Source organism: Orenia marismortui DSM 5156, from assembly GCF_000379025.1.
GTDB lineage: Bacteria > Bacillota > Halanaerobiia > Halobacteroidales > Halobacteroidaceae > Orenia > Orenia marismortui.
In genome coordinates, this window is the sequence record NZ_KB900624.1 from 9,824 (window position 1) to 28,077 (window position 18,254).

Annotated in this window: 24 protein-coding genes; 6 read left to right on the forward strand and 18 right to left on the reverse strand. The window is 32.4% G+C overall.

Going from position 1 to position 18,254, the window contains the following annotated elements:
• Positions 1-128: 128 nt before the first annotated feature.
• The 7 genes from OREMA_RS18000 to OREMA_RS18005 form a co-directional block, all read right to left on the reverse strand.
• Complete coding sequence (locus OREMA_RS18000) at positions 129-950, reverse strand: ATP-binding protein (protein ID WP_018250280.1); 822 nt, start codon at positions 948-950, stop codon at positions 129-131.
• On the reverse strand, positions 868-1,881 hold the full coding sequence (locus OREMA_RS0116120) for a hypothetical protein (RefSeq protein ID WP_018250281.1): 1,014 nt from the start codon (positions 1,879-1,881) through the stop codon (positions 868-870). Before OREMA_RS0116120 ends, OREMA_RS18000 begins: the two co-directional genes overlap by 83 nt.
• A 166-nt stretch (positions 1,882-2,047) precedes the next feature.
• A complete protein-coding gene (locus OREMA_RS0116130; RefSeq protein ID WP_018250283.1) occupies positions 2,048-3,136 on the reverse strand; it encodes a recombination directionality factor in 1,089 nt (362 codons plus the stop codon).
• A 132-nt stretch (positions 3,137-3,268) separates the two neighbouring features.
• Positions 3,269-3,646, reverse strand: coding sequence for a hypothetical protein (locus OREMA_RS0116140; RefSeq protein WP_018250285.1), 378 nt, complete (start codon positions 3,644-3,646; stop codon positions 3,269-3,271).
• A gap of 18 nt (positions 3,647-3,664) precedes the next feature.
• Positions 3,665-3,820: a hypothetical protein gene (locus OREMA_RS18965; RefSeq protein ID WP_018250286.1), complete on the reverse strand. Its 156-nt coding sequence runs from the start codon at positions 3,818-3,820 to the stop codon at positions 3,665-3,667.
• A 31-nt stretch (positions 3,821-3,851) separates the two neighbouring features.
• On the reverse strand, positions 3,852-4,448 hold the full coding sequence (locus OREMA_RS0116150) for a helix-turn-helix domain-containing protein (RefSeq protein WP_018250287.1): 597 nt from the start codon (positions 4,446-4,448) through the stop codon (positions 3,852-3,854).
• 109 nt (positions 4,449-4,557) lie between these two features.
• On the reverse strand, positions 4,558-4,770 hold the full coding sequence (locus OREMA_RS18005; protein WP_018250288.1) for a helix-turn-helix domain-containing protein: 213 nt from the start codon (positions 4,768-4,770) through the stop codon (positions 4,558-4,560).
• 177 nt (positions 4,771-4,947) lie between these two features.
• Here OREMA_RS18005 and OREMA_RS18535 point away from each other — a divergent pair, with 177 nt between their 5' ends.
• The 4 genes from OREMA_RS18535 (at position 4,948) to OREMA_RS0116175 (ending at position 7,623) form a co-directional block, all read left to right on the forward strand.
• Positions 4,948-5,625 carry a LexA family protein gene (locus tag OREMA_RS18535; RefSeq protein ID WP_018250289.1) on the forward strand — a complete coding sequence of 226 codons (678 nt, stop codon included), beginning with the start codon at positions 4,948-4,950 and terminating at the stop codon, positions 5,623-5,625.
• Between the two features lie 215 nt (positions 5,626-5,840).
• Positions 5,841-6,164, forward strand: coding sequence for a hypothetical protein (locus tag OREMA_RS0116165; protein WP_018250290.1), 324 nt, complete (start codon positions 5,841-5,843; stop codon positions 6,162-6,164).
• Between the two features lies 1 nt (position 6,165).
• Positions 6,166-7,284 (forward strand): zinc ribbon domain-containing protein, encoded by a 1,119-nt coding sequence (locus tag OREMA_RS0116170; protein ID WP_018250291.1) that lies wholly within the window; start codon positions 6,166-6,168, stop codon positions 7,282-7,284.
• A gap of 48 nt (positions 7,285-7,332) precedes the next feature.
• Positions 7,333-7,623: a hypothetical protein gene (locus tag OREMA_RS0116175; protein WP_018250292.1), complete on the forward strand. Its 291-nt coding sequence runs from the start codon at positions 7,333-7,335 to the stop codon at positions 7,621-7,623.
• 965 nt (positions 7,624-8,588) lie between these two features.
• Here OREMA_RS0116175 and OREMA_RS0116185 read toward each other — a convergent pair.
• Both OREMA_RS0116185 and OREMA_RS0116195 read right to left on the reverse strand, forming a co-directional pair.
• Positions 8,589-9,653, reverse strand: coding sequence for a hypothetical protein (locus tag OREMA_RS0116185; RefSeq protein ID WP_018250294.1), 1,065 nt, complete (start codon positions 9,651-9,653; stop codon positions 8,589-8,591).
• A 532-nt stretch (positions 9,654-10,185) separates the two neighbouring features.
• Positions 10,186-10,431: a helix-turn-helix domain-containing protein gene (locus OREMA_RS0116195; protein ID WP_018250296.1), complete on the reverse strand. Its 246-nt coding sequence runs from the start codon at positions 10,429-10,431 to the stop codon at positions 10,186-10,188.
• An 800-nt stretch (positions 10,432-11,231) separates the two neighbouring features.
• Here OREMA_RS0116195 and OREMA_RS0116205 point away from each other — a divergent pair.
• Positions 11,232-12,218, forward strand: coding sequence for a ParM/StbA family protein (locus OREMA_RS0116205; protein WP_018250298.1), 987 nt, complete (start codon positions 11,232-11,234; stop codon positions 12,216-12,218).
• Between the two features lie 12 nt (positions 12,219-12,230).
• A complete protein-coding gene (locus OREMA_RS0116210) occupies positions 12,231-12,662 on the forward strand; it encodes a hypothetical protein (RefSeq protein WP_018250299.1) in 432 nt (143 codons plus the stop codon).
• Positions 12,663-12,935: 273 nt separating this feature from the next.
• On the opposite strand, the gene OREMA_RS0116220 is transcribed toward OREMA_RS0116210, so the two are convergent.
• The 9 genes from OREMA_RS0116220 to OREMA_RS0116260 are packed head-to-tail and all read right to left on the reverse strand — an operon-like array spanning position 12,936 to position 18,248.
• Positions 12,936-13,313 carry an alanine--tRNA ligase gene (locus OREMA_RS0116220; protein WP_169331541.1) on the reverse strand — a complete coding sequence of 126 codons (378 nt, stop codon included), beginning with the start codon at positions 13,311-13,313 and terminating at the stop codon, positions 12,936-12,938.
• Entirely contained in the window at positions 13,240-13,605 is a 366-nt protein-coding gene (locus tag OREMA_RS0116225) for a hypothetical protein (protein ID WP_026189046.1), read from the reverse strand. The genes OREMA_RS0116220 and OREMA_RS0116225 overlap by 74 nt, the downstream gene beginning before the upstream one ends.
• A 5-nt stretch (positions 13,606-13,610) precedes the next feature.
• Entirely contained in the window at positions 13,611-13,841 is a 231-nt protein-coding gene (locus OREMA_RS0116230) for a hypothetical protein (protein WP_018250301.1), read from the reverse strand.
• On the reverse strand, positions 13,842-14,072 hold the full coding sequence (locus tag OREMA_RS0116235) for a hypothetical protein (RefSeq protein WP_018250302.1): 231 nt from the start codon (positions 14,070-14,072) through the stop codon (positions 13,842-13,844).
• Between the two features lies 1 nt (position 14,073).
• Positions 14,074-14,592, reverse strand: a complete 519-nt coding sequence (locus tag OREMA_RS0116240) for an N-acetylmuramoyl-L-alanine amidase family protein (RefSeq protein ID WP_018250303.1) — start codon at positions 14,590-14,592, stop codon at positions 14,074-14,076.
• Between the two features lie 12 nt (positions 14,593-14,604).
• Positions 14,605-15,240, reverse strand: coding sequence for a hypothetical protein (locus OREMA_RS0116245; protein WP_018250304.1), 636 nt, complete (start codon positions 15,238-15,240; stop codon positions 14,605-14,607).
• A 29-nt stretch (positions 15,241-15,269) separates the two neighbouring features.
• Entirely contained in the window at positions 15,270-15,800 is a 531-nt protein-coding gene (locus tag OREMA_RS0116250) for a hypothetical protein (RefSeq protein WP_018250305.1), read from the reverse strand.
• Between the two features lie 11 nt (positions 15,801-15,811).
• A complete protein-coding gene (locus tag OREMA_RS0116255) occupies positions 15,812-17,986 on the reverse strand; it encodes a gp53-like domain-containing protein (RefSeq protein ID WP_018250306.1) in 2,175 nt (724 codons plus the stop codon).
• Between the two features lie 16 nt (positions 17,987-18,002).
• A complete protein-coding gene (locus OREMA_RS0116260; protein WP_018250307.1) occupies positions 18,003-18,248 on the reverse strand; it encodes a hypothetical protein in 246 nt (81 codons plus the stop codon).
• Positions 18,249-18,254: the final 6 nt, after the last annotated feature.

Here is an 18,254-nt window from a genome sequence, read left to right on the forward strand (position 1 = left end):
GTTATATTTCTTTTTTTCTAGCAATCTTTTTAATTCCTCAAAGCTTCTCTGCTCCCTTTCTGACTTGTACTCGAACAATCTAGCTTGTACCCCCCCCCCGATTTCATTGCATATCACTCCTTGATTATTTAATTATTCTTTCTATAATCTTCTCCAACCAACATAACACCTTTGCACATCTCATTTATCCTGCTTTCTATTCTTCCACCTAACTTATTCTTAAGATCTTTAACACTGCAATTAGTCGTGAATATAGTAGGTAACATTTTCTCGTACCTGGAATTAATAATCACAAATAATCTTTCTCTGACCCAATCTTTTGTATTTTCTGCTCCGATATCATCCAATACTACTAGATCTGCTTCAGTTAATGCAGTAATTAAATCCCACTCATTCTCTTCTGTGTCCCAGGTGTTTCTTATTTTTGTGATTAAATCAGGAATAGATATAAAGACGCCTGTATGATCCTGGCTTATTACTTCTTGCAATATAGCAGCTGCCAAATGTGTTTTTCCTGTACCAAAATCCCCAACTAGTAACAACCCTTCACCGTTCTTCATTTTATCGCTAAAGTCATTGGCGTAACTCACACAAGTCTCATAAGCTTTTTTATTTTTATTATCAAGTTTAAAATTATCAAAAGTTCTTCTCATGAATCTTTTGCTTAATCTACTTTGACTAAAATGTTTCTCTATTCTAGCCTTCTTGATGTCTAAAGCTTTTTTGATTATTGCTTCTTTTTCTCTAGTAAGTTTTTCTCGATCACATTTGTCGCAAACATCTGGCGATAACCACTTTTTAAGTAAAAAATTAACTTCTGGTTCAACTAATTTTCCGCACTCTTTACACTTTTTAGCTTCTGGTTTTTTAGTTGATAAAGAACCCCGGACTTGCTCCTTCGGAATAGTCTTTGTCACCTGTTGAGTTAACATTTTGTTTATCTGTTCCATTTTTAGCACCTCCACTTAAATTTTGTAATGTTTCCTTGGCTTCGGCTATAAAGCAACGAATAAACTTATAACTATTGATGCTAACACCAGCCTCTGGATCCCCATGCCTGTAATTCCCTCTCTCTGTTTGAGTGTATATGGCAATATCGCAAGCTTTTTTTATAATTTCTGGTCCATATTCCTCTAGATCATCTTTAAGCAAATATCCTTTTGACAGTTGGGTAAGATGTAGTTTTTTAGTTATATATTTCAATATTTCTTGAAAATCAGTGTTATTATTTTGCTGGCCAGTATTTTCTCCTTCACGCGTGCTAGGTAGTATAGTATTTATATCTTTAGTATTATTATTAGTATTATATAGTTCCCTCTTAGCTGGAAGCTGTGTTCCCTCTGAGCCGGAAACTTGTTTCCTTTTTAGCTTGTTGCTTGGTTCCATCTTAGAAGGAACCTGATCATCCTGGGGGTTTGTAGCTATTTTCTGCTTGTTTTTCTTTGAAAAATCATCTTTACCGAACAAAAAATTAATTATTGCATCTTCATTAATTTTAAAGTGTCTTTTAGCTGGAATTCCTATTAATTTCTTAGTTATAAGACCTAATTTTTCTAAAGCATCAATAGCTAAATCTTGTTGAGAACTGGACACACCAATTAACTGTTCTAACTTATTGTGGGTAATAAAAAACCACTCTCTTTTACCATCCTCTTTCTTTGTATTGCCCTTGATATTTACTAATTGTCCTTCTTTTTTATGGTACTTATATCTAGAAATCAATTCCGACAAAACAGCAGCTGTCATCAATCCTCCTGCTGGTCTAAATTCTCTCTTGGTGTTCTCCCTATCATCTGCGACTTTGGTTTTCTTTAACTTCTGTATTAAAGACTTATTTATAGTTAATGATCCATCACTTCTTAATAAATCTAATATATCCATTACTATGCCCCCTTATATCAGTTACTCATTTTCTCTTTTAGAATTCTCACCCAACATAAGCTCTTTTCTCGCTTATCTCTTTTCTTAGATTTAGTTTCAGACTCTTCTCCAGGTAATCTGTATCTAGCCATTTGTTTCCCCCTGAATATAATTAAGAAGGCTAGAATTAACTAGCCTTACTCTTCAATTTCTTAAGTAAACCTTTGGCGTAGCCTTCTGGTAGATCTTCAACATAATTAAATTTAATATGACTTAAAAACTCCGTTATAATTTCTTTAGCTAGCTTTGATGATTCTTTGATTTCAAGTATCTCTTTTTGTTCTGGAGTTAGTTCTTTTTGCTCTTCTGCTTCCTGATCAGTGATCTCTTCCTTTTCACCCTTAGGATATCTTTGGTTAAGCTCTTTCTCCAAGCTCTCTGATTCTTTTCTTAACTGCTCATTCAATGCTGGATTTTGGAACTCCGTCTCATCACTTTCAATATTGCTACTTTCTAAAAAATCAATTTCTTCTTCAAATAAATTTATGTTTTCCAACCGTTCTAACTGAGACTTAATCTCTAAACGTTCTTTTTTTACTCTTACAACCTCTCTAATCAATTGAGTATTTGACCCACTAAATTTAACATGAGTAAAATAGTTGGTTGTAGCTCCTTTACCTCCACCTTTCTTCTCATAATCATCTGCATAAGGTTGAATAGCTAACTTCAACGGTATACCTTCTAAAATACCACCAGTTTTGCTTTTGATCATCTTTAGACTATCTAATATAGCCTTTACCTTTTTAAAACCTTTGGGGCGATATTTCGCACACCCTCCAACTTCTTCCATGCCTTTAATTTGGCAATTGAACACTCCATAAGGCTTACATCCTCTTTTCTCTGCACAAGGACAATCACTACCTTGACATATCCCTGTAACTGGATCTTTATCTCCTGTCATCCCATAAAAGATAGATTGATTTCCATCGCCTTCACAAACTTTAACATTACCCTTATATGCAGAGAACCAGTGAGGAAACACCTTACCTATATCATCATGCATTAATATGATATCTATTTCAGTTGGTTTTTCTTTGTATAATTCAATAGCTCGTTTATTCTGTTTAAAATTGCCATTGGCTTTATTTGTATCAGTAATTTTTAAGTAGCTCAATTGGTTGGGCAATCCACTATCTTCTCTTCTTTCTCCGTCTTTTATCTTAAATACCTCTGGAATTTGAACGTTATCTTTGAACTCACTAATTTCTCTAAACACCCTGCATCGCCACCTTTCCATTGCTGGAGGAGCTAGGTTTTACCCCGGCTCCGTCCTCCTGCTTCTCCACCAATACTGTCTTACTCATAGTGATTATCACCCGACCATAATCCTCAATTACTACAGCATCATTCACGCCACCACATCCTTTAGTGGCTCTAAATAATAAGCTTGAGCTTCATGGTCAGTCATTCCAGATTCAATAGACGCTTGAGCTTTCGCTAAAGCATCTAATATGTCTTTTAGTTGTTGTTCAACACTGACCTTCTCTGCCTCTTTGAATGTGTACGGAACTTTTGTATCAGCTGGATCTGATACAACTTGAACAGATCCCAGATAGCTTGTACCATCATACAGGTCAAAAACATCTTGCTTAACTCTCTTGACTCTAGCTCTTGAAGCTGGGACTAAATAAGTTAAGTTAGCCCAAGCTTTCATCTCTTGAATAGAAATTGTAACCCCTTGGCCATTCTCCAACTCTACTTGATATCTATTATTTTTGTATTTCATCTTTTCCACTCTCCTTAATTATTTTTGCACCCTCACAATACGTCCATCAGTCAGTTCAATCCATTCTCCATTGTCATCATATTTCTTGATTTCAGTCGCATTAGATGGTATAATTAAAGAAAGTGTTATTAATAATGCGACCGAGATTATTGTTACAGCAATAATCTTTTTCATGAAATCACCTCCTTTCGAGGTGTAATCAAATTTAATAAGAATTTACTAAGGCACTTACTTGGCGGTTGGTGCCTTTTTCGTTTCTATTGCCACTTCTGTATCCCTTTGCTACCATTTTTCTTTCGCTATCATCTTCCACTTTACTAAGATTTATCCCGACCCTTTCTTTTAGAGCTTTCAAACACATTGCACCACAAGTCAACACATCCATTATTTGATCAGCTACATAATAAGCTATATCCCTTTCTCTATCGCTATACTGCTCTGGGTCTAGCTTATTAAAAACTCCTATCTCATCTAATTGATGCAAAGCATCTATCATTTCTTGAGCTTCGCCACCTTTTTGCCCATTAGTCATTATCCATCTAGTAGTATCTAAGCTCTGGTTAACAATATCAAGATAAGCTATTCGAACTGGAGTTCCGATTGCTTCCCACTTCAACTCTGTACTATCTAAAACTTTAGACATTTCAAGTAATAAATCCAGAGGTATGGAACTTTTGCTATTCTCATAATTGCTGATCATGCTCCTATCCACTCCAACAGCTAATCCTAATTCGCTCTGAGACATAAGGTTGTCTCTAGCTTCAAAAAGTAACTTAGATATCTTTTTATTTAATATCTTCACAGTCTTTCGCCTCCTTTCTAATAATTACCACAACAAACTCTAGATTCGTTAATTAATAAAAGGTTATAATGTAACTAGTAAGGTGATTGTTGTTTAAAAAAATGTCGGATTAATTTAAAAAAATATACTTTTTAAAATCTAATTCATTTTTATCACAATATTTAATTATACTACAAAAAAATTTATCTTTAGGTTCTGTAGAACCATTTATAATCTGAGAAACTAGCGACCTACTTACTCCTATGCTATCTGAAAATGAAGTAATATTATTGTCGAACCTATTTTTTATCAATTTTTTTATAGCTACAATATTAGCTTCCATTATCTCACCGCCTTGTTGTTTATTTTTTTATCACTTTGTACCAATAGTATAACATACAAAATTACTGTTGTCAATTTTTTAAACACTTTTTTTGACTATTTTTTAAACGGATGTTTTATTGTTTGGTTGTTGATATTTTAAACAATTTTGATATAATTTTATTAGGGAGGTGTCAAAATGTTTAACAAAGACAAATTTAAAAACTTAATAGAAAAAGCAAAAGGAGATAGATCTATATCGCAATATTCCAGAGAATCTGATGTTAGTCGTACTTATATTTCACAATCAATAAACAAAACTTTAGATAGCCCTCCCAACCCTGATATCTTAAGAAGGCTTGCTAATAAAGCTAAGAATGGAGTTGAATATAAAGATTTAATGTCTGCTGCCGGTTATCTTAAAGATGTTATTTTTGAAAATAAATTACCCCCTAACTCTATACCAGTAAACGAAGATACAACAACTTTAATTCCTGTTCTTGGGACTGTAGCTTGCGGGCAACCCCTATTAGCTGAAGAGAATATTATAGGTTATCGTTTAGTCTTGAAGAAAAGTATTAACGGGGGGGCTTATTTCTTTCTTCAAGCTGAAGGAGACAGCATGATCAATGCTGGGATTATACCAGGAAGTTATATTTTAGTAAGAAAACAAGAAGAGGTAGAAAATGGAGAGATTGCAGTAGTTGCTTTTATGAATGGGTGTGAAGCAGAAGCAACTGTCAAGCGAATACACAAAACTGACGGGAAATTAGTCTTGCAGCCAGAAAGCCCAAACCCTGTTCACAAAGTGGAAATTATCGATAGTGGAAAAGTGGAAGTTATAGGCAAAGTAGTTGGAGTTCAGACTGATCTATAGGGATGTTTTTTATTTTTGTCTAATCTAAGAAAAATAGCAGTTATTTAAATAAAAATAATCTATAACATATCCATTTAAAGTCTGGTAAATAAGTCAATAAAGAGGACAAGTAGTCCTTTTTATTTTTATATAGATTAGATATATTTAGTATATCTTCATATTGTCGGTAATTGTCGAATTGTGTTTATTATATAATTTGTATAAGAGGTGCCGTTATGAGCAAAGTGATAAAATTTGAAAGTCCTCACTCTAAAATAAAAGAAGCATTAAGTAACAAACCTGGTCTATTAAACTTTTATAATAGCTTGCTATATAGAGATGAATGTAAGCCTTTCCTAAAAAAGTTTAAAGAATCAAATGATCTAACTAACCAAGATATAATTAACATCTTTGAATTTATAAAAGCTAATGACGAAGGCAAAAATCAGATACATATAAATGGCGAAATATCTATCAATGATTTAGCTTTATGCTTTGCGAAGATAAAAGAAATGAAAAATGAGAAAAAAGATAACTTACATAATTTAAGGAGTGATTAGTGTGTCAATTTGCCCAAAGTGCGGAGAAAAGAATAATAATGAATCAAATTTTTGTCAAAATTGTGGAACTTCTATCAATAGAGAACCTGAAACTAAGAAAGGAGTAAAGCATTACTTAATTAAATTTGGAATTGTGCTTTTAACATTAATAATTCCACCAGTAGGTATCTTTTTTGTATTTAAATCAAACAAATTTGGAAAGCCAGGTAAAATAATATCTGGAATATACATAGGTTTATTTATTTTGATGCTTTTAGTACCTACAGATAACAGTAGCACCAAAGTAACTACTCAAGCTGGTTCAGAAAATGGTAAGGTTTATAAAAACATAGAAATAACTAATTTGTATTCTGAAAAAAATAAGGTGTTTATTAAGGGTAAGACAGATCTACCAAACGGATCTAAAATATTAATATCCTTTAATGCTATTGATTCAGACTCAAAAGGGGAAACTATAAAATCAATAGTTGGCAACAAAGTATTCAAGGGCATATTAAATATTCCTGCTGATAAAAAATTTATAAAAGGTCCTTACAAGATTAAAGCTTCCTTTAATCCACAAGATCAAGAAAGAAAAGTTTTAAAACTGGTTGGCAAAAGAGGGACTAATTTAAAAGGAGATAATGTGAAAACTGAAATTTTCTCTCCTTCCATAATGGAAGTATCTAAAAAAATTGATATTAAGTTAGATTTACCTGCTGATAAAATACGTGAATATGAAACAAATAAATATATATCAGAGGATTTAACTGAATATTTAGGAGAGACCAATGAGGATAAACAAGTTTACATCAAACATACTTACTCCGATATAAACAGGCATTTAACTTTATGGCTTAATGGCAGCGAGAATTTAACCAAAAACATGACTCGAGAAGGATTGTTATTAGAAAGTAAAAAGGTTTTTCAAGAAATTTTCACTTCAAGAGAAAATATAAATAGCTTATCGATAATATGGCATTTACCTTTAGTTGATATCAAAGGAAATGTATCTGACTCTAAAGTAATGAGTATAGATATCACTAGAGCAAACTACAATAGTATTAATTGGGGTAACATTTCAACTAGCAATATTCCTAGAATTGTTGATAATTATTGGGCTCATAGAGCTTTGAGATGATGAATTGATTCTTTGATTTAGAATAAAAAACCACTTGTATAGGAGGTGGTGGCAATTCCAAAAAAAGAAGAAAGAATAGCAGAATTTGAGGTTCCAAATATTAAATATTCAGTCAAAACTATAGGCCGTAAAAAAGCTTTCGAAGAATCTTGGCCGCGCAATTATAAATTAATTGCAATTGTTTTGATAATTAATGTTTTAGGTATTATTTGTGGCCAAATTCCTTTTTGGGGAATCATAATAGGCGCAGTTTTATCAATAACAAGTACACTTATAGGTTTTAAGGCCGTTAACCATAAAACAGTGGAAACAATATATGAGATCCACACTAAAAATTAACCAGCAAAGATTTCCGGATCACGGGAGTCTTTTTTTATATCAAAAAATAAATAAGCCATCAGTATTTTCATACTGACAGCTCGCCCCCAGAAGTCCCTCGATTCCAAGTGCTAGACAACATCTTGATCTTATTATAACATATTTTGAAGCGATATATGTTATATGCTATAATAATAATTAAGCCAGCAGGTTGCGACTGCTGGCAGACCGGAAAACCTCCTAGAACTAACGAAAGGAGGTGAATGCTAATGGATTTGTATAAAATCATCATGCTGATATTAGCATTTCTCCAGTTAATTCTGGAAATAATGGACAAGCTATTGTAATATAAAATAGTCTTCAATTATTGCCTTCAGGAGATAGTACGGTCATCAGACTGGTTAAGTGGTAGCGCACTTAATCAGTCTTTTTATATTATTTATTTGTTACCTAGATTTATGCATCAAACATTGAATTTCAATGCTTGCTCCTTGTAAGCATATTATAACACTCTATGTTGTAAAACGTCAAGACGTCTTCTATTATTCAATTATATTTGGAGTTATTTCATTATATATCAAAATCATTAACCCTCCCATAATTACTATACCCAATAACCCTATTATCATAACAATTAATCCTAATATTGATAGCATTTACTTATTCACCTCTGGGGTGTATTCTTCCCAAAAGATTGGAAATAATACCCGTAAGGCTTAATATTTATATCCTATTTATAATTATTTATTATATCTCGAAATTCAGCCAGACCAAATGGGGATTTATCCTCTAATATTTGAAATTCATCCTAAAGTTGATATAAAAATAAGACCAGCTTCACTGATCTGCAAGCTAAATTATATTAAATGTGATTTATTAGACTATGAAATCAAGATTACAAACTAATATAAGCATAATAAAAATACTATATCTAAAATTAGACATAGTTACCCCTGGGATTTATTGAATTAATTTTTAATTGTCGATTAGTATTGGGCTACTAACGCTCCATTTCTGGCTCTTTGTAGCAGGTGTCTCAAGTATCCAGCCGATCCAGAATAAGACTTGTCCAAATTATCATTATCAATGTTCTGCTTAACGATCAACAGTTCTCTCTCGGTATATTCATCCATCAAATCTATAGCAGATTTAAAGTTTAACGCACAGAGTTTGATATCTAAGCGTTCAAATATATTTTTGATATGATTATATAGGTGGTGTGATTTATAGCTTTCTAGTTTATTTTGAACGTTTTCAATTATACCTAGAGTTGCATTATTGAAAGATACTTTAAGACTATTCCAACTTCTCCAGAACCCTTTCTTAACTTCTTTTATAGCTGTAAAGAATTTATCTGTTAATGATCTCGCTAGTTCAATAACTTCTTTATAGCAATCAGCATTAACCATTTTTCTGATATGTCCCAGACTTAAGTCTGATTTCGATTTATTTTTTGGACTATGTAAATTTCTACACATGTATAGCCATTGTATTCTCAGTTGTTTCAATTTCATATGACTAACATCTTTCATTACTTCCTCAGGAACTACAAATCCCCCGGATTTGAAATTATAGTTATTAATAGTATAAATATACGGCTTAACATTACGATTGATTGTAATTAATCCTAAACCTTCTAGCTTGTCTAATCCATTTCTAACATTTCTGCTATCGCTATAACCATAATAATGCGCCATATCAGAAGTAGTTAATCCAATTATGCGACCATTTTTATTGCTGTGCTTACACAATATGTAGAAAGCTGAATACATTGATTTAGAGCTGAATTTGAGCTTGTTTAAATCATATAAGTTGCGAGGAATCAATACTCCATTTTTAAAATGATCTATATCTTTTGTATTCTCTATATTCACTTCTGGAACTTTTGGAGCCTTGACAATCTCCTCCTTTTGAATGCTCTTAGTGCTAGTATATTTTTTAGCTCTATTTTCTAATTGATCGATAGCTTGTCTATATTCTTGGTCTGTAATTTGCTTATTGACCCATAAATTACCTAGTTTCTTTTTAGCCTGTTCGATTTTTGTTGACATAAAAAATAACCTCCCCAGATTTTCTGAGCAGGTTCCCGAGCTTAAATATTATCTTGTAAGATATTTCTAGTTAATTATATCTTGACAAGTTTGTCTTGTATCTGATAATATATAGATACAAATTGATATTTAAGGTTTCGATTGGTTGGTAGCCATTTTTTTTGGGAACCTACTTCATAACCCTTGTGTTCCAGCACAAAGGGTTTTTTCTTTTTTTGTATGTTTTTAATCAAAAATTATGTAAACTTATAAATAATTATATAGCAAAAATTTGAATTAGTCAACTTACTATTATAAACATTATTCACAACAATACATAGTCTTTTATGACCACGAGAAAAACCCACCCTGTAAGAGTGGATTCAAAATAAATATATAACAGCAAGTATTGAAATCAACAAAATAGATCCTCCTATTATTGATTTCCTTTTTAATTCATTCCCTTCAGCTCCAGAAATAAATTTTATAAAAATTGATATTAATCCTAATATAGTTAAATGTTCAATTATAAAAAATAAATCATCCGTTATCATTATTTCACCTCTTTAGTTTTTAATCCAAACTTGCTCCAATCAAATTTAAAGTCTGCTTTATGTTGTCTAAGAGCAGAATTAACTTGCTTCAATGCTTCCGCTCGCATTTTCTTGGGTGGATAATCATTTCTACTTAGTGCAGATCTAAAAGTTGACTCTGCCACTCCTGCCTCTTCTGCTATATCAGATAGCTCTCTAAATGGATTTTCTAAGAATAACTGTATTGCTTTTTCTGTTTTACTCATATATATTATTCATCTCCTTTCCTTTAAATTTTAGCCCTCTGAGGATGACCCCAGAGGGTCTATATTATTTCTTTAAGTTTACAACAATCATAAGGACACCAACAGCTAACAGCAATCCCCCAAGTGTCCACTCCTTGCCTATTAAAAATGAGATACCAGCAACAACAAAAAATAACTTTGTTAATGTTGAAGTTTTCTTGTTCATGGCATATAATGAGATTAAGAGTTGGTAGATTGAGAGGAGGAAAACCTCCCCTCTTTAGATTTACTTTTTATTATCAAAGTAAATCTTAATTGTTAGCAAACCGACTGCAATCGTCACTAACTTAGAAACCACATCTACCAGCTCTGAAAAACTCATATGTACTCACCCCCTTTCCTCATGTTCTATATATATTATACAACACAATTTGTGTTATGTCAAGTAAATATCAAAATTATTTTGAATATTACTATAAATATTGGGTATAATTTAATATTAACTTGGTTTAACATTTAATATAGACTGCTGGGGCTTATGCCCTGGCTTTTTTATTTAAAATAGTTTAATATAAATTTAACATTTATAATAATAGTTTTTTAATATAACCTTAATACAAAACTATTAAATTAATATATCTTTCATTGCAATTATAATTTATATTTAATGTTATTACAGTTAAGATTAATATTAACTTTATATTAGAAATACACTATATAACATAATTTTAATAGATTTTTTAATGGTTTAACTATTGACCTTTTATTAAATTGCCATTATAATAGATGGTGTAAATGTAATATAAAAGGAGGAATTATAAATGAGTAAACATATTATGGTCGATTTTGGACATAGCGGGCTAAAAGCTGGAGATGGAGAACAAGAAATATTTATCCCTTCAGTGATCTCTAATGATATTTTTATGAAAAGAGATAAAAGTTTCTTTGATAATTTCGATGAGTTGAATAATTTAGTTGTAGAATATGAAGGAGTAGAATACGCTGTAGGTAATCTTGCTATAGACAAAGGTGGAAATCACAAAATAAGCGATGACGCTTCCACAAGTAAGTATGCAGAAAGATTAATTGTGTCTGCCTTGGCTTATCTCTGTAAAGACAATGATGAAATTAATTTAATGCTTAACCTTCCGGCTACTCACTTTAGAAATAAAAAAGAGTTAGTGAGTAAGTTTGAAGAGGATAATGTAAAAATCGGATTATACGATTACGATAAAAAAGAAATAGTACATAAAAACATAGTTGTTAATGCTTTGGATATAAAACCTCAAGGATATTATACTACTGCTGATTATATCTCTGATAGAGCAGAGGGGGCAGATGGATTTTTAGTTGGTGTTGATATTGGATATTATTCAACTGATCTTTATGTGTCGATTGACGGAGAATATCAAGATTACGTACCAACCAAAACAATCCCAGGATTACATTTAGTTCATGAAAAACTGTGCGATATCATCAAAGTGCAAACAGGAATAGAGAAGCAAGTATATGAAATGGAGTATTATATCGAGCAAGGATATATTAAGCATAGAGGACAAAAAATCAACTTAGAAGAAGCTACAAAGAAATTATATAAATTTCTTGCAGATACTATCGCTGACCAAATCAAAAATTTATTACAGGACAAGTTCCATGAAGCTGATCAATTCATATTTGGCGGTGGGGGAACTACTGTATTAAAAGATTATTTAAAAGAGCCATTCCACAGTTTTACTTTTCTTGAAGATCCACGTTTCGTTAATGTTAGAGCTGCCAATAAATTGGCTGAACAAATATTTAACGATTAAAGGAGGTATAGGATGAAATCAAAAACTAAATCAATATATTTAAAAGGAACACTTCTGAAATGGTTTGAAAAAGTAGATAATTCAGCAGAATTATCCAGGATCTTTACATTGTATGGGATCTATGAAAGTGGAATTGGTCTTGAATATTTTAATTTGTCTCAGGAAGACAAAGAGATGTTAGATAATTTAAAAAGCCTGCCTCATCATGCCAGGAAAGAAATATTCAAAAGTATAATGATTAAAGAATATAAAGATATGCCCATAGTTGAGAAGCCAACCAAAAACGAATCTGAACCACCTAAGCAAGAAGACAAAAAGAAGATTACAGAAAAGAGTAATAAAACAGAGGTTGACCTTGATATAAAGTTAGAAGTTGAAGAAGATAAGGGAGAGAAAAAAAGCAAAAACTCTGTTAATAATTTTATTAAATCGGCACCTAAATAAAGAAAACCCTCCTAAGGAACTGTTCCTTAGGAGGGTTTTCTTTATACAACTACAAAATAACATCTAGTAGCTCCATAAATATATCTATAATAGGTGAATCCCATGCAAGGATTACGCCTATTATTAAAAGGGCTAAACCTACAAGCAGGTTTAACTTTTTCATTAAAATCACCTCGCTTTCTTTTATTTAATATATTCTATTTCACTAATCTATAGATTCCAAAAAATAAATACAACTTTTTTTCAAAAAAATAAAAAAAGACCTCCCAGGGATCATCCCCCCAAGAGGTTTCCAGCTCCAATACCAGCCAGGATATATAATAACTTTTGAATTATATCTGGATCACTTATCTCTTTCTCATAATCCTTATTCAAATCTTTTAGGTCCTTAATCTGATTACTCTGTATATCTATAGTCTTGTTAGCTTGATCTATGACATTATCATAGCTCTGTCGCTCTTTTTCTAATATCTGCTTTAACTTAATATTCTCTTTCTCTAGGAGTTTATTCTTCTCCTGAAGCTTTTTAATCTTCTGGGCCAACTCAACCATTTCTTTCTCAGTCAAGTAATAGCCTTTATCCTTCTCCTTTGTCTCTGCTAGAGCTGGAGTTGTTGCCATTACGACCAAGCATACTATCAAGAGTATCACGAGCTTCCTCTGGCGACATCTCAACTTCACTATTCTCCACCTCTTCCTTTTCTTTTTCTAGATCCTTAATCTCCTGATCATGATTTTGTTGTATCTCTTTTAGCTCATTTTGACTTTGGTATAACTTATCTTTCTCTTTTTCAATCTGCTTATACCTATCTTTAATCTTCTCTTTCTTCTCCTGGACCTTCTTTTTAAAGTTCTCTTTCTTTTCCTGACTAAATAAGTAGAATAAAACAACTCCAACAGCAGATAAGATTAATATTAGCCAATCCTTGACCTTTACTAGCAATATAATCACTTCCTATCAATATACTTATCTATCTTTTTCATGCCATTATTGGCTACCCCTGCCCCAGCAATCATTAACAAGTCAAATTTTAAGATATCAGCAAAGTTATCTCCTTTAAGTGGGCCATAAATAAAGACTAGAAACAAAGCTATAGCCACAATAGAAAGGATAACATCATTTCTTACACTATCAGTATTTAAAGCATTTTTAATGCCTTCTTTGACCTTCTCCTTCATTTATACCACCCCATAATATAATAATAAAATAAATAAACCACCTGCTATGGTGGCCAGTATGTCATATGTCTCCACTTGGTGCGACTGTGGATGATGATAGTCATACACTTCTTTACCAGCCGCTGCAGCAACTAACAGAACTAAAGTAACAATAATAGGCAGTTGGACCAACAAGCACAATAAAACAATTACTGTTCCTACTATAAAATGTAATACTTTATCTTTTTGCATCTTATCCCTCCAGGTAATCTTTAATTCCCTCAAAAATAGCTGAAGCTAATATGTACTGATATTCAGCATTATTAAGAGAGATCTCTTCCTTTGGATTAGATATAAATCCTGTCTCCACCAATACAGCAGGACACTTAGTCTTTTTCAAGACATATAAATCCTTTCTTTCTTTTACTCCTCTATCTATTCTTCCAGTCTGATACTTCAAGTTCTTCTGTATTAACTCTGCTAACCTCTTACCAGCTTCACTATAATGTAGAGTCTCAATTCCTTCTACTTCATAGTTGCCACAAGCATTACAATGGATTGATACAAATAGATCCTCAACTGTAGATTTAACTCTATCTTCCCATTTAGGATAGCTATCATCTTCTCTAGTTAACCTGGTGTTATGGCCATTATCTTTTAAAATGGTATATAACATTCTACTAATCTGTAAAGCTACATCCTTTTCATTGCTAAACTGGCCACTAGCTCCTGGATCCTTTCCTCCATGTCCTGGATCAATGATAATTTTCATCAAGCACACCTCCTATAATATATGTCCCTTAAACTTCTTTCCACTAAGCTCTCCATTAAGTACACTAAAGGTCTTTTCAGCATCATTAATTATATCTACAAAAAGAGCAGCATACACAACAAAGATAGCTGCAGATCTAGCTTTATCCTCTGTAAGAAATTCAGAAGTAGATAAAGAATCTATAGTTTGACCCATATACTCAATTCTGACCTTGTTGAAGCAATTAAACTTTCTAATAGCTATCTCTAAACACTCCTGATCTTCTACCTGGTAATCATCTAATCTATAAAAACTGTTAAATCTACTGTGAGCCTTATTGAAATGACACATTTGAAGCTTATATAAGTTCTTATAATCATTACTATCTATCTTCTTAGCCAATTCTAATAACTCTTCTTGCCATATCTCAAACTTCTTATAGAGGATAGTCTTAGCTAACTCTTGCCTACCTCGATTCTTAATTGCTATATTGAACTTTACCTCAGACAATAAGGTATCTATTTGAGAAAAGATTCTATGATCTTCTAATTTGGCCACCTTTGGAGCAGGATCCTTATTGTTTTTCTGTTTTAGATACCAATTTAACCAACTTAAAAAAGCTGGTCCTAATACTGCTGATATAGATACTACTATTATTTTATCGCTCATATCACACCCCCCAATAAAAAAGACACCTGTTAAGGAGTCTCGGTAGTTGTATTCTCTTGTGATGGCCAGGCTGCTAAAGCTTTAAGATTATCTTGACTTATATTTATTAACTCTAGTTCCTCTTTGGTTGTAGCTGCTTCTATTTGACTTTCCAAATCATTACAAGCAGTTCTAATTGATAGAATATTATCTTTTACAATCTGTTTACCTACTCGTTGATCATTTAAATAGTCATTAATATCAGGCTTATTTTCAAGTACAAATAGGTTTTCTCTGTCAAAAGGTTTATATCTACTATCAATTAAATCTCCTGTTATGGTTCTTATTTCTTTTAGTTTGGTCTCTTTTATTTCTAACAAGGTAGGAACATAAGGATTATATTGTAATTCTAATGTATCTGTATCAATTTTATATTTTCCTTGATTTTCTAAGCAGGTTTGCCATTCTTCTTCTGATATTTCAATATAAGGGCTTGGTACATCTTCCTCTTTATGAATATCATTTGTGTAAAATCCTTTTAACTCTCCTGTGACATCATCATAATGTACAAATACTTTCATTTTATCCCTCCTTAATAGCCTATAGCCATCCAATTAAATGCTGCACCACTACCATTATTAATTGCTAATTGAAATGAGCTATTTGTTATATTATAAATTCCTGCAAATGTATCTGCTGGTGCATTAGTAGAAGAATTACCTGTAACTACTTGCAAACATTGTGTAGGGAAACTCGTAGGGAAAACAATAGTATTTCCAGTAGTATCTCCAAAAAAAGTTTTTGTTCTACCCCACATTAAATATAGTCCATTAGGCAATTTGACATGACCAGTTCCATTAAAGTTGTTTGAATAATCACTTGTTTTTACTGCATCAATATTGTTCAAATCCTGTATGGTAGCTAATAAATTCCCATTCCAACGAATACCTGTCTGCCCTATTATTAATTCGGTATCGGATGTAAATAAATTACCTACAGGTTGGGTGGAAACTAATAGAGATATGCCACCATTCTCGTCCATCTTGATATGACTACCTCCACCAACTTCAACAATTCTATTGTTATTATCCACGCCACTTTTGATGTTGAAATTACCAGATCCATCATGACATGTAATTCTGCTATTGCCACCATCAAATAGTAATTGCCCATCAATAGAACCATTTCCATTAATATGACTTGCATCAATTCCATGAGGATTGTCAGCATTTTCATGATTAGACAAATTAGAGGAAGTAGCAAAATAATTGCTATCGTGTCCATCTAACTTACCTGCATTGAGTGTACCTTCATCTTGTGTCGTAAGGTATCTATCAGCACCATTATTAAATTTAATATAACTTCCATCTTTAGCAATTTGCATTTCTTGCGAATGATTGTTTGTAACAACTCCTTCACCTATTATAATTTCATCATTAGAGTTTTTAGTAATACCTGTAACCTCTTGATCGTTTCCATCAAGAAATCTAATTCCTGTTGCATACCGACTTACCCTTTCTCTGAATTTAACATAGCTTTTAGGACTGTGTATTAAATCACCTGTAATTGTATCACCATCAACATTTAAATATCTGCTATCTAAATCTGACAAATGTTGTCCATCTAATAGGTCAGCATTAAGCCCATTTCCGCTTCCTTCATCAGCAGTAGTTAACACTCTTTTTCCCTCATTCATCAATTCTGCACCATTTATATTTAAAGTATCGGGCGTTGTTAGCATTATTCTTGCACCAAAATCCACATCAGATTGAGATGCAAAATCAATAAATGGTTGTCCTCCATTGGTAGATTTTATTTCTAATGCAGGGTTACCTGCATCTATAATAGAAGTAGTACCTGTTATAGTACCCCCAGTATCACTTCTTAAAAATTGACTACTATCAACACCATCTAAAGTGCCTGCATCAAGTTTTCCTTCATCGTTTGTAGTTAATACTCTACTCTGATTAACTTCGACTGTTCCATTAGGCTTGATTTGCAGGGGTGTTCTAATCCAATTTCCCGTGCCAACTTCTCTTTGCGTGAATAGCAAACTAGCACTATCGGGATGCTCATATATTTGAAAATATTTATTGTCTTCGCCGATATCTCTAAAATTTAATCTTCCTAAATTCTGTATATTTCTGTTAGCGAAATCAATATGACCTGTTATTGCCTTACTGCCATCACGATAAAAAAATAAATCATCATTACCTTTATGCCACAAATTATAAGTATTATTGCCATCATAGTAGGTCGGTGTATTAGCACCTTCCAACACCAATCCCGAACTTTGATTTCCTACCGATACAATATTATCACTTCTTAATTTGAGCAAATTTCTATTATTATCATAAGTATCTTTACCCACAATACCTTGATCATTTTCAAATACTAAATCCCCTGCCATTGTGCCACCGGCAATATTTAGCTTCTTGCTGTCTAATTCATCAATAGCACCTTTAACTGTGGTTGCTACCAAACTGGAATCAATATTACTGTAGTCAACTTTAGCACTGGTGGTTTTGTGTGGATTCGCCATGTCTGCCAAATGATTATCTTGAGCATCATCAACTATTTTCAAAGCATTATCTAATTCTTTCAAACTTTCATAATACCTTTGATGTAGATAGTTAAACCACTGAGCGGGTGGTTTTTCTCCTGGATCCCATCCACTATTCCTTTTAGTCTCACTTGGCTCTACAGTATTAAGAGGATCTGGATTCCATACAGGAACTGCACTAACATAATTACCTTGATAAGACATCTAATCACCTCACTTATTATTGCTTATCCTCTTCAACCTTTTTAACTTCTTCCTCAGGCTCTTTTTTACCCTCATCAGCATTAGCTAGTCCTTCTAAATAAGTAACTACTGATTGCTTAGATAAAACATTATCTCTAGCTGCACTTACTGCTTGATTAGCTTGTTGAATTAAAGTTTCTCTTTTTTCTGCTGTTGCTTGATACTCTTCCTTAGCTCCTGCTAATTCTTTCTGTGCTTTTTCTAATTCTTTATTAATATTCATCTCTAT

What these genes read in the sequence shown, in the direction of transcription:
- OREMA_RS18000 (WP_018250280.1), bottom strand. Translation starts at nt 950, where the DNA reads ATGGAACAGATAAACAAAATGTTAACTCAACAGGTGACAAAGACTATT.
- OREMA_RS0116120 (WP_018250281.1), bottom strand. Translation starts at nt 1,881, where the DNA reads ATGGATATATTAGATTTATTAAGAAGTGATGGATCATTAACTATAAAT.
- OREMA_RS0116140 (WP_018250285.1), bottom strand. Translation starts at nt 3,646, where the DNA reads ATGAAATACAAAAATAATAGATATCAAGTAGAGTTGGAGAATGGCCAA.
- OREMA_RS18965 (WP_018250286.1), bottom strand. Translation starts at nt 3,820, where the DNA reads ATGAAAAAGATTATTGCTGTAACAATAATCTCGGTCGCATTATTAATA.
- OREMA_RS18005 (WP_018250288.1), bottom strand. Translation starts at nt 4,770, where the DNA reads ATGGAAGCTAATATTGTAGCTATAAAAAAATTGATAAAAAATAGGTTC.
- OREMA_RS18535 (WP_018250289.1), top strand. Translation starts at nt 4,948, where the DNA reads ATGTTTAACAAAGACAAATTTAAAAACTTAATAGAAAAAGCAAAAGGA.
- OREMA_RS0116165 (WP_018250290.1), top strand. Translation starts at nt 5,841, where the DNA reads ATGAGCAAAGTGATAAAATTTGAAAGTCCTCACTCTAAAATAAAAGAA.
- OREMA_RS0116185 (WP_018250294.1), bottom strand. Translation starts at nt 9,653, where the DNA reads ATGTCAACAAAAATCGAACAGGCTAAAAAGAAACTAGGTAATTTATGG.
- OREMA_RS0116195 (WP_018250296.1), bottom strand. Translation starts at nt 10,431, where the DNA reads ATGAGTAAAACAGAAAAAGCAATACAGTTATTCTTAGAAAATCCATTT.
- OREMA_RS0116205 (WP_018250298.1), top strand. Translation starts at nt 11,232, where the DNA reads ATGAGTAAACATATTATGGTCGATTTTGGACATAGCGGGCTAAAAGCT.
- OREMA_RS0116210 (WP_018250299.1), top strand. Translation starts at nt 12,231, where the DNA reads ATGAAATCAAAAACTAAATCAATATATTTAAAAGGAACACTTCTGAAA.
- OREMA_RS0116230 (WP_018250301.1), bottom strand. Translation starts at nt 13,841, where the DNA reads ATGAAGGAGAAGGTCAAAGAAGGCATTAAAAATGCTTTAAATACTGAT.
- OREMA_RS0116235 (WP_018250302.1), bottom strand. Translation starts at nt 14,072, where the DNA reads ATGCAAAAAGATAAAGTATTACATTTTATAGTAGGAACAGTAATTGTT.
- OREMA_RS0116240 (WP_018250303.1), bottom strand. Translation starts at nt 14,592, where the DNA reads ATGAAAATTATCATTGATCCAGGACATGGAGGAAAGGATCCAGGAGCT.
- OREMA_RS0116245 (WP_018250304.1), bottom strand. Translation starts at nt 15,240, where the DNA reads ATGAGCGATAAAATAATAGTAGTATCTATATCAGCAGTATTAGGACCA.
- OREMA_RS0116250 (WP_018250305.1), bottom strand. Translation starts at nt 15,800, where the DNA reads ATGAAAGTATTTGTACATTATGATGATGTCACAGGAGAGTTAAAAGGA.
- OREMA_RS0116255 (WP_018250306.1), bottom strand. Translation starts at nt 17,986, where the DNA reads ATGTCTTATCAAGGTAATTATGTTAGTGCAGTTCCTGTATGGAATCCA.
- OREMA_RS0116260 (WP_018250307.1), bottom strand. Translation starts at nt 18,248, where the DNA reads ATGAATATTAATAAAGAATTAGAAAAAGCACAGAAAGAATTAGCAGGA.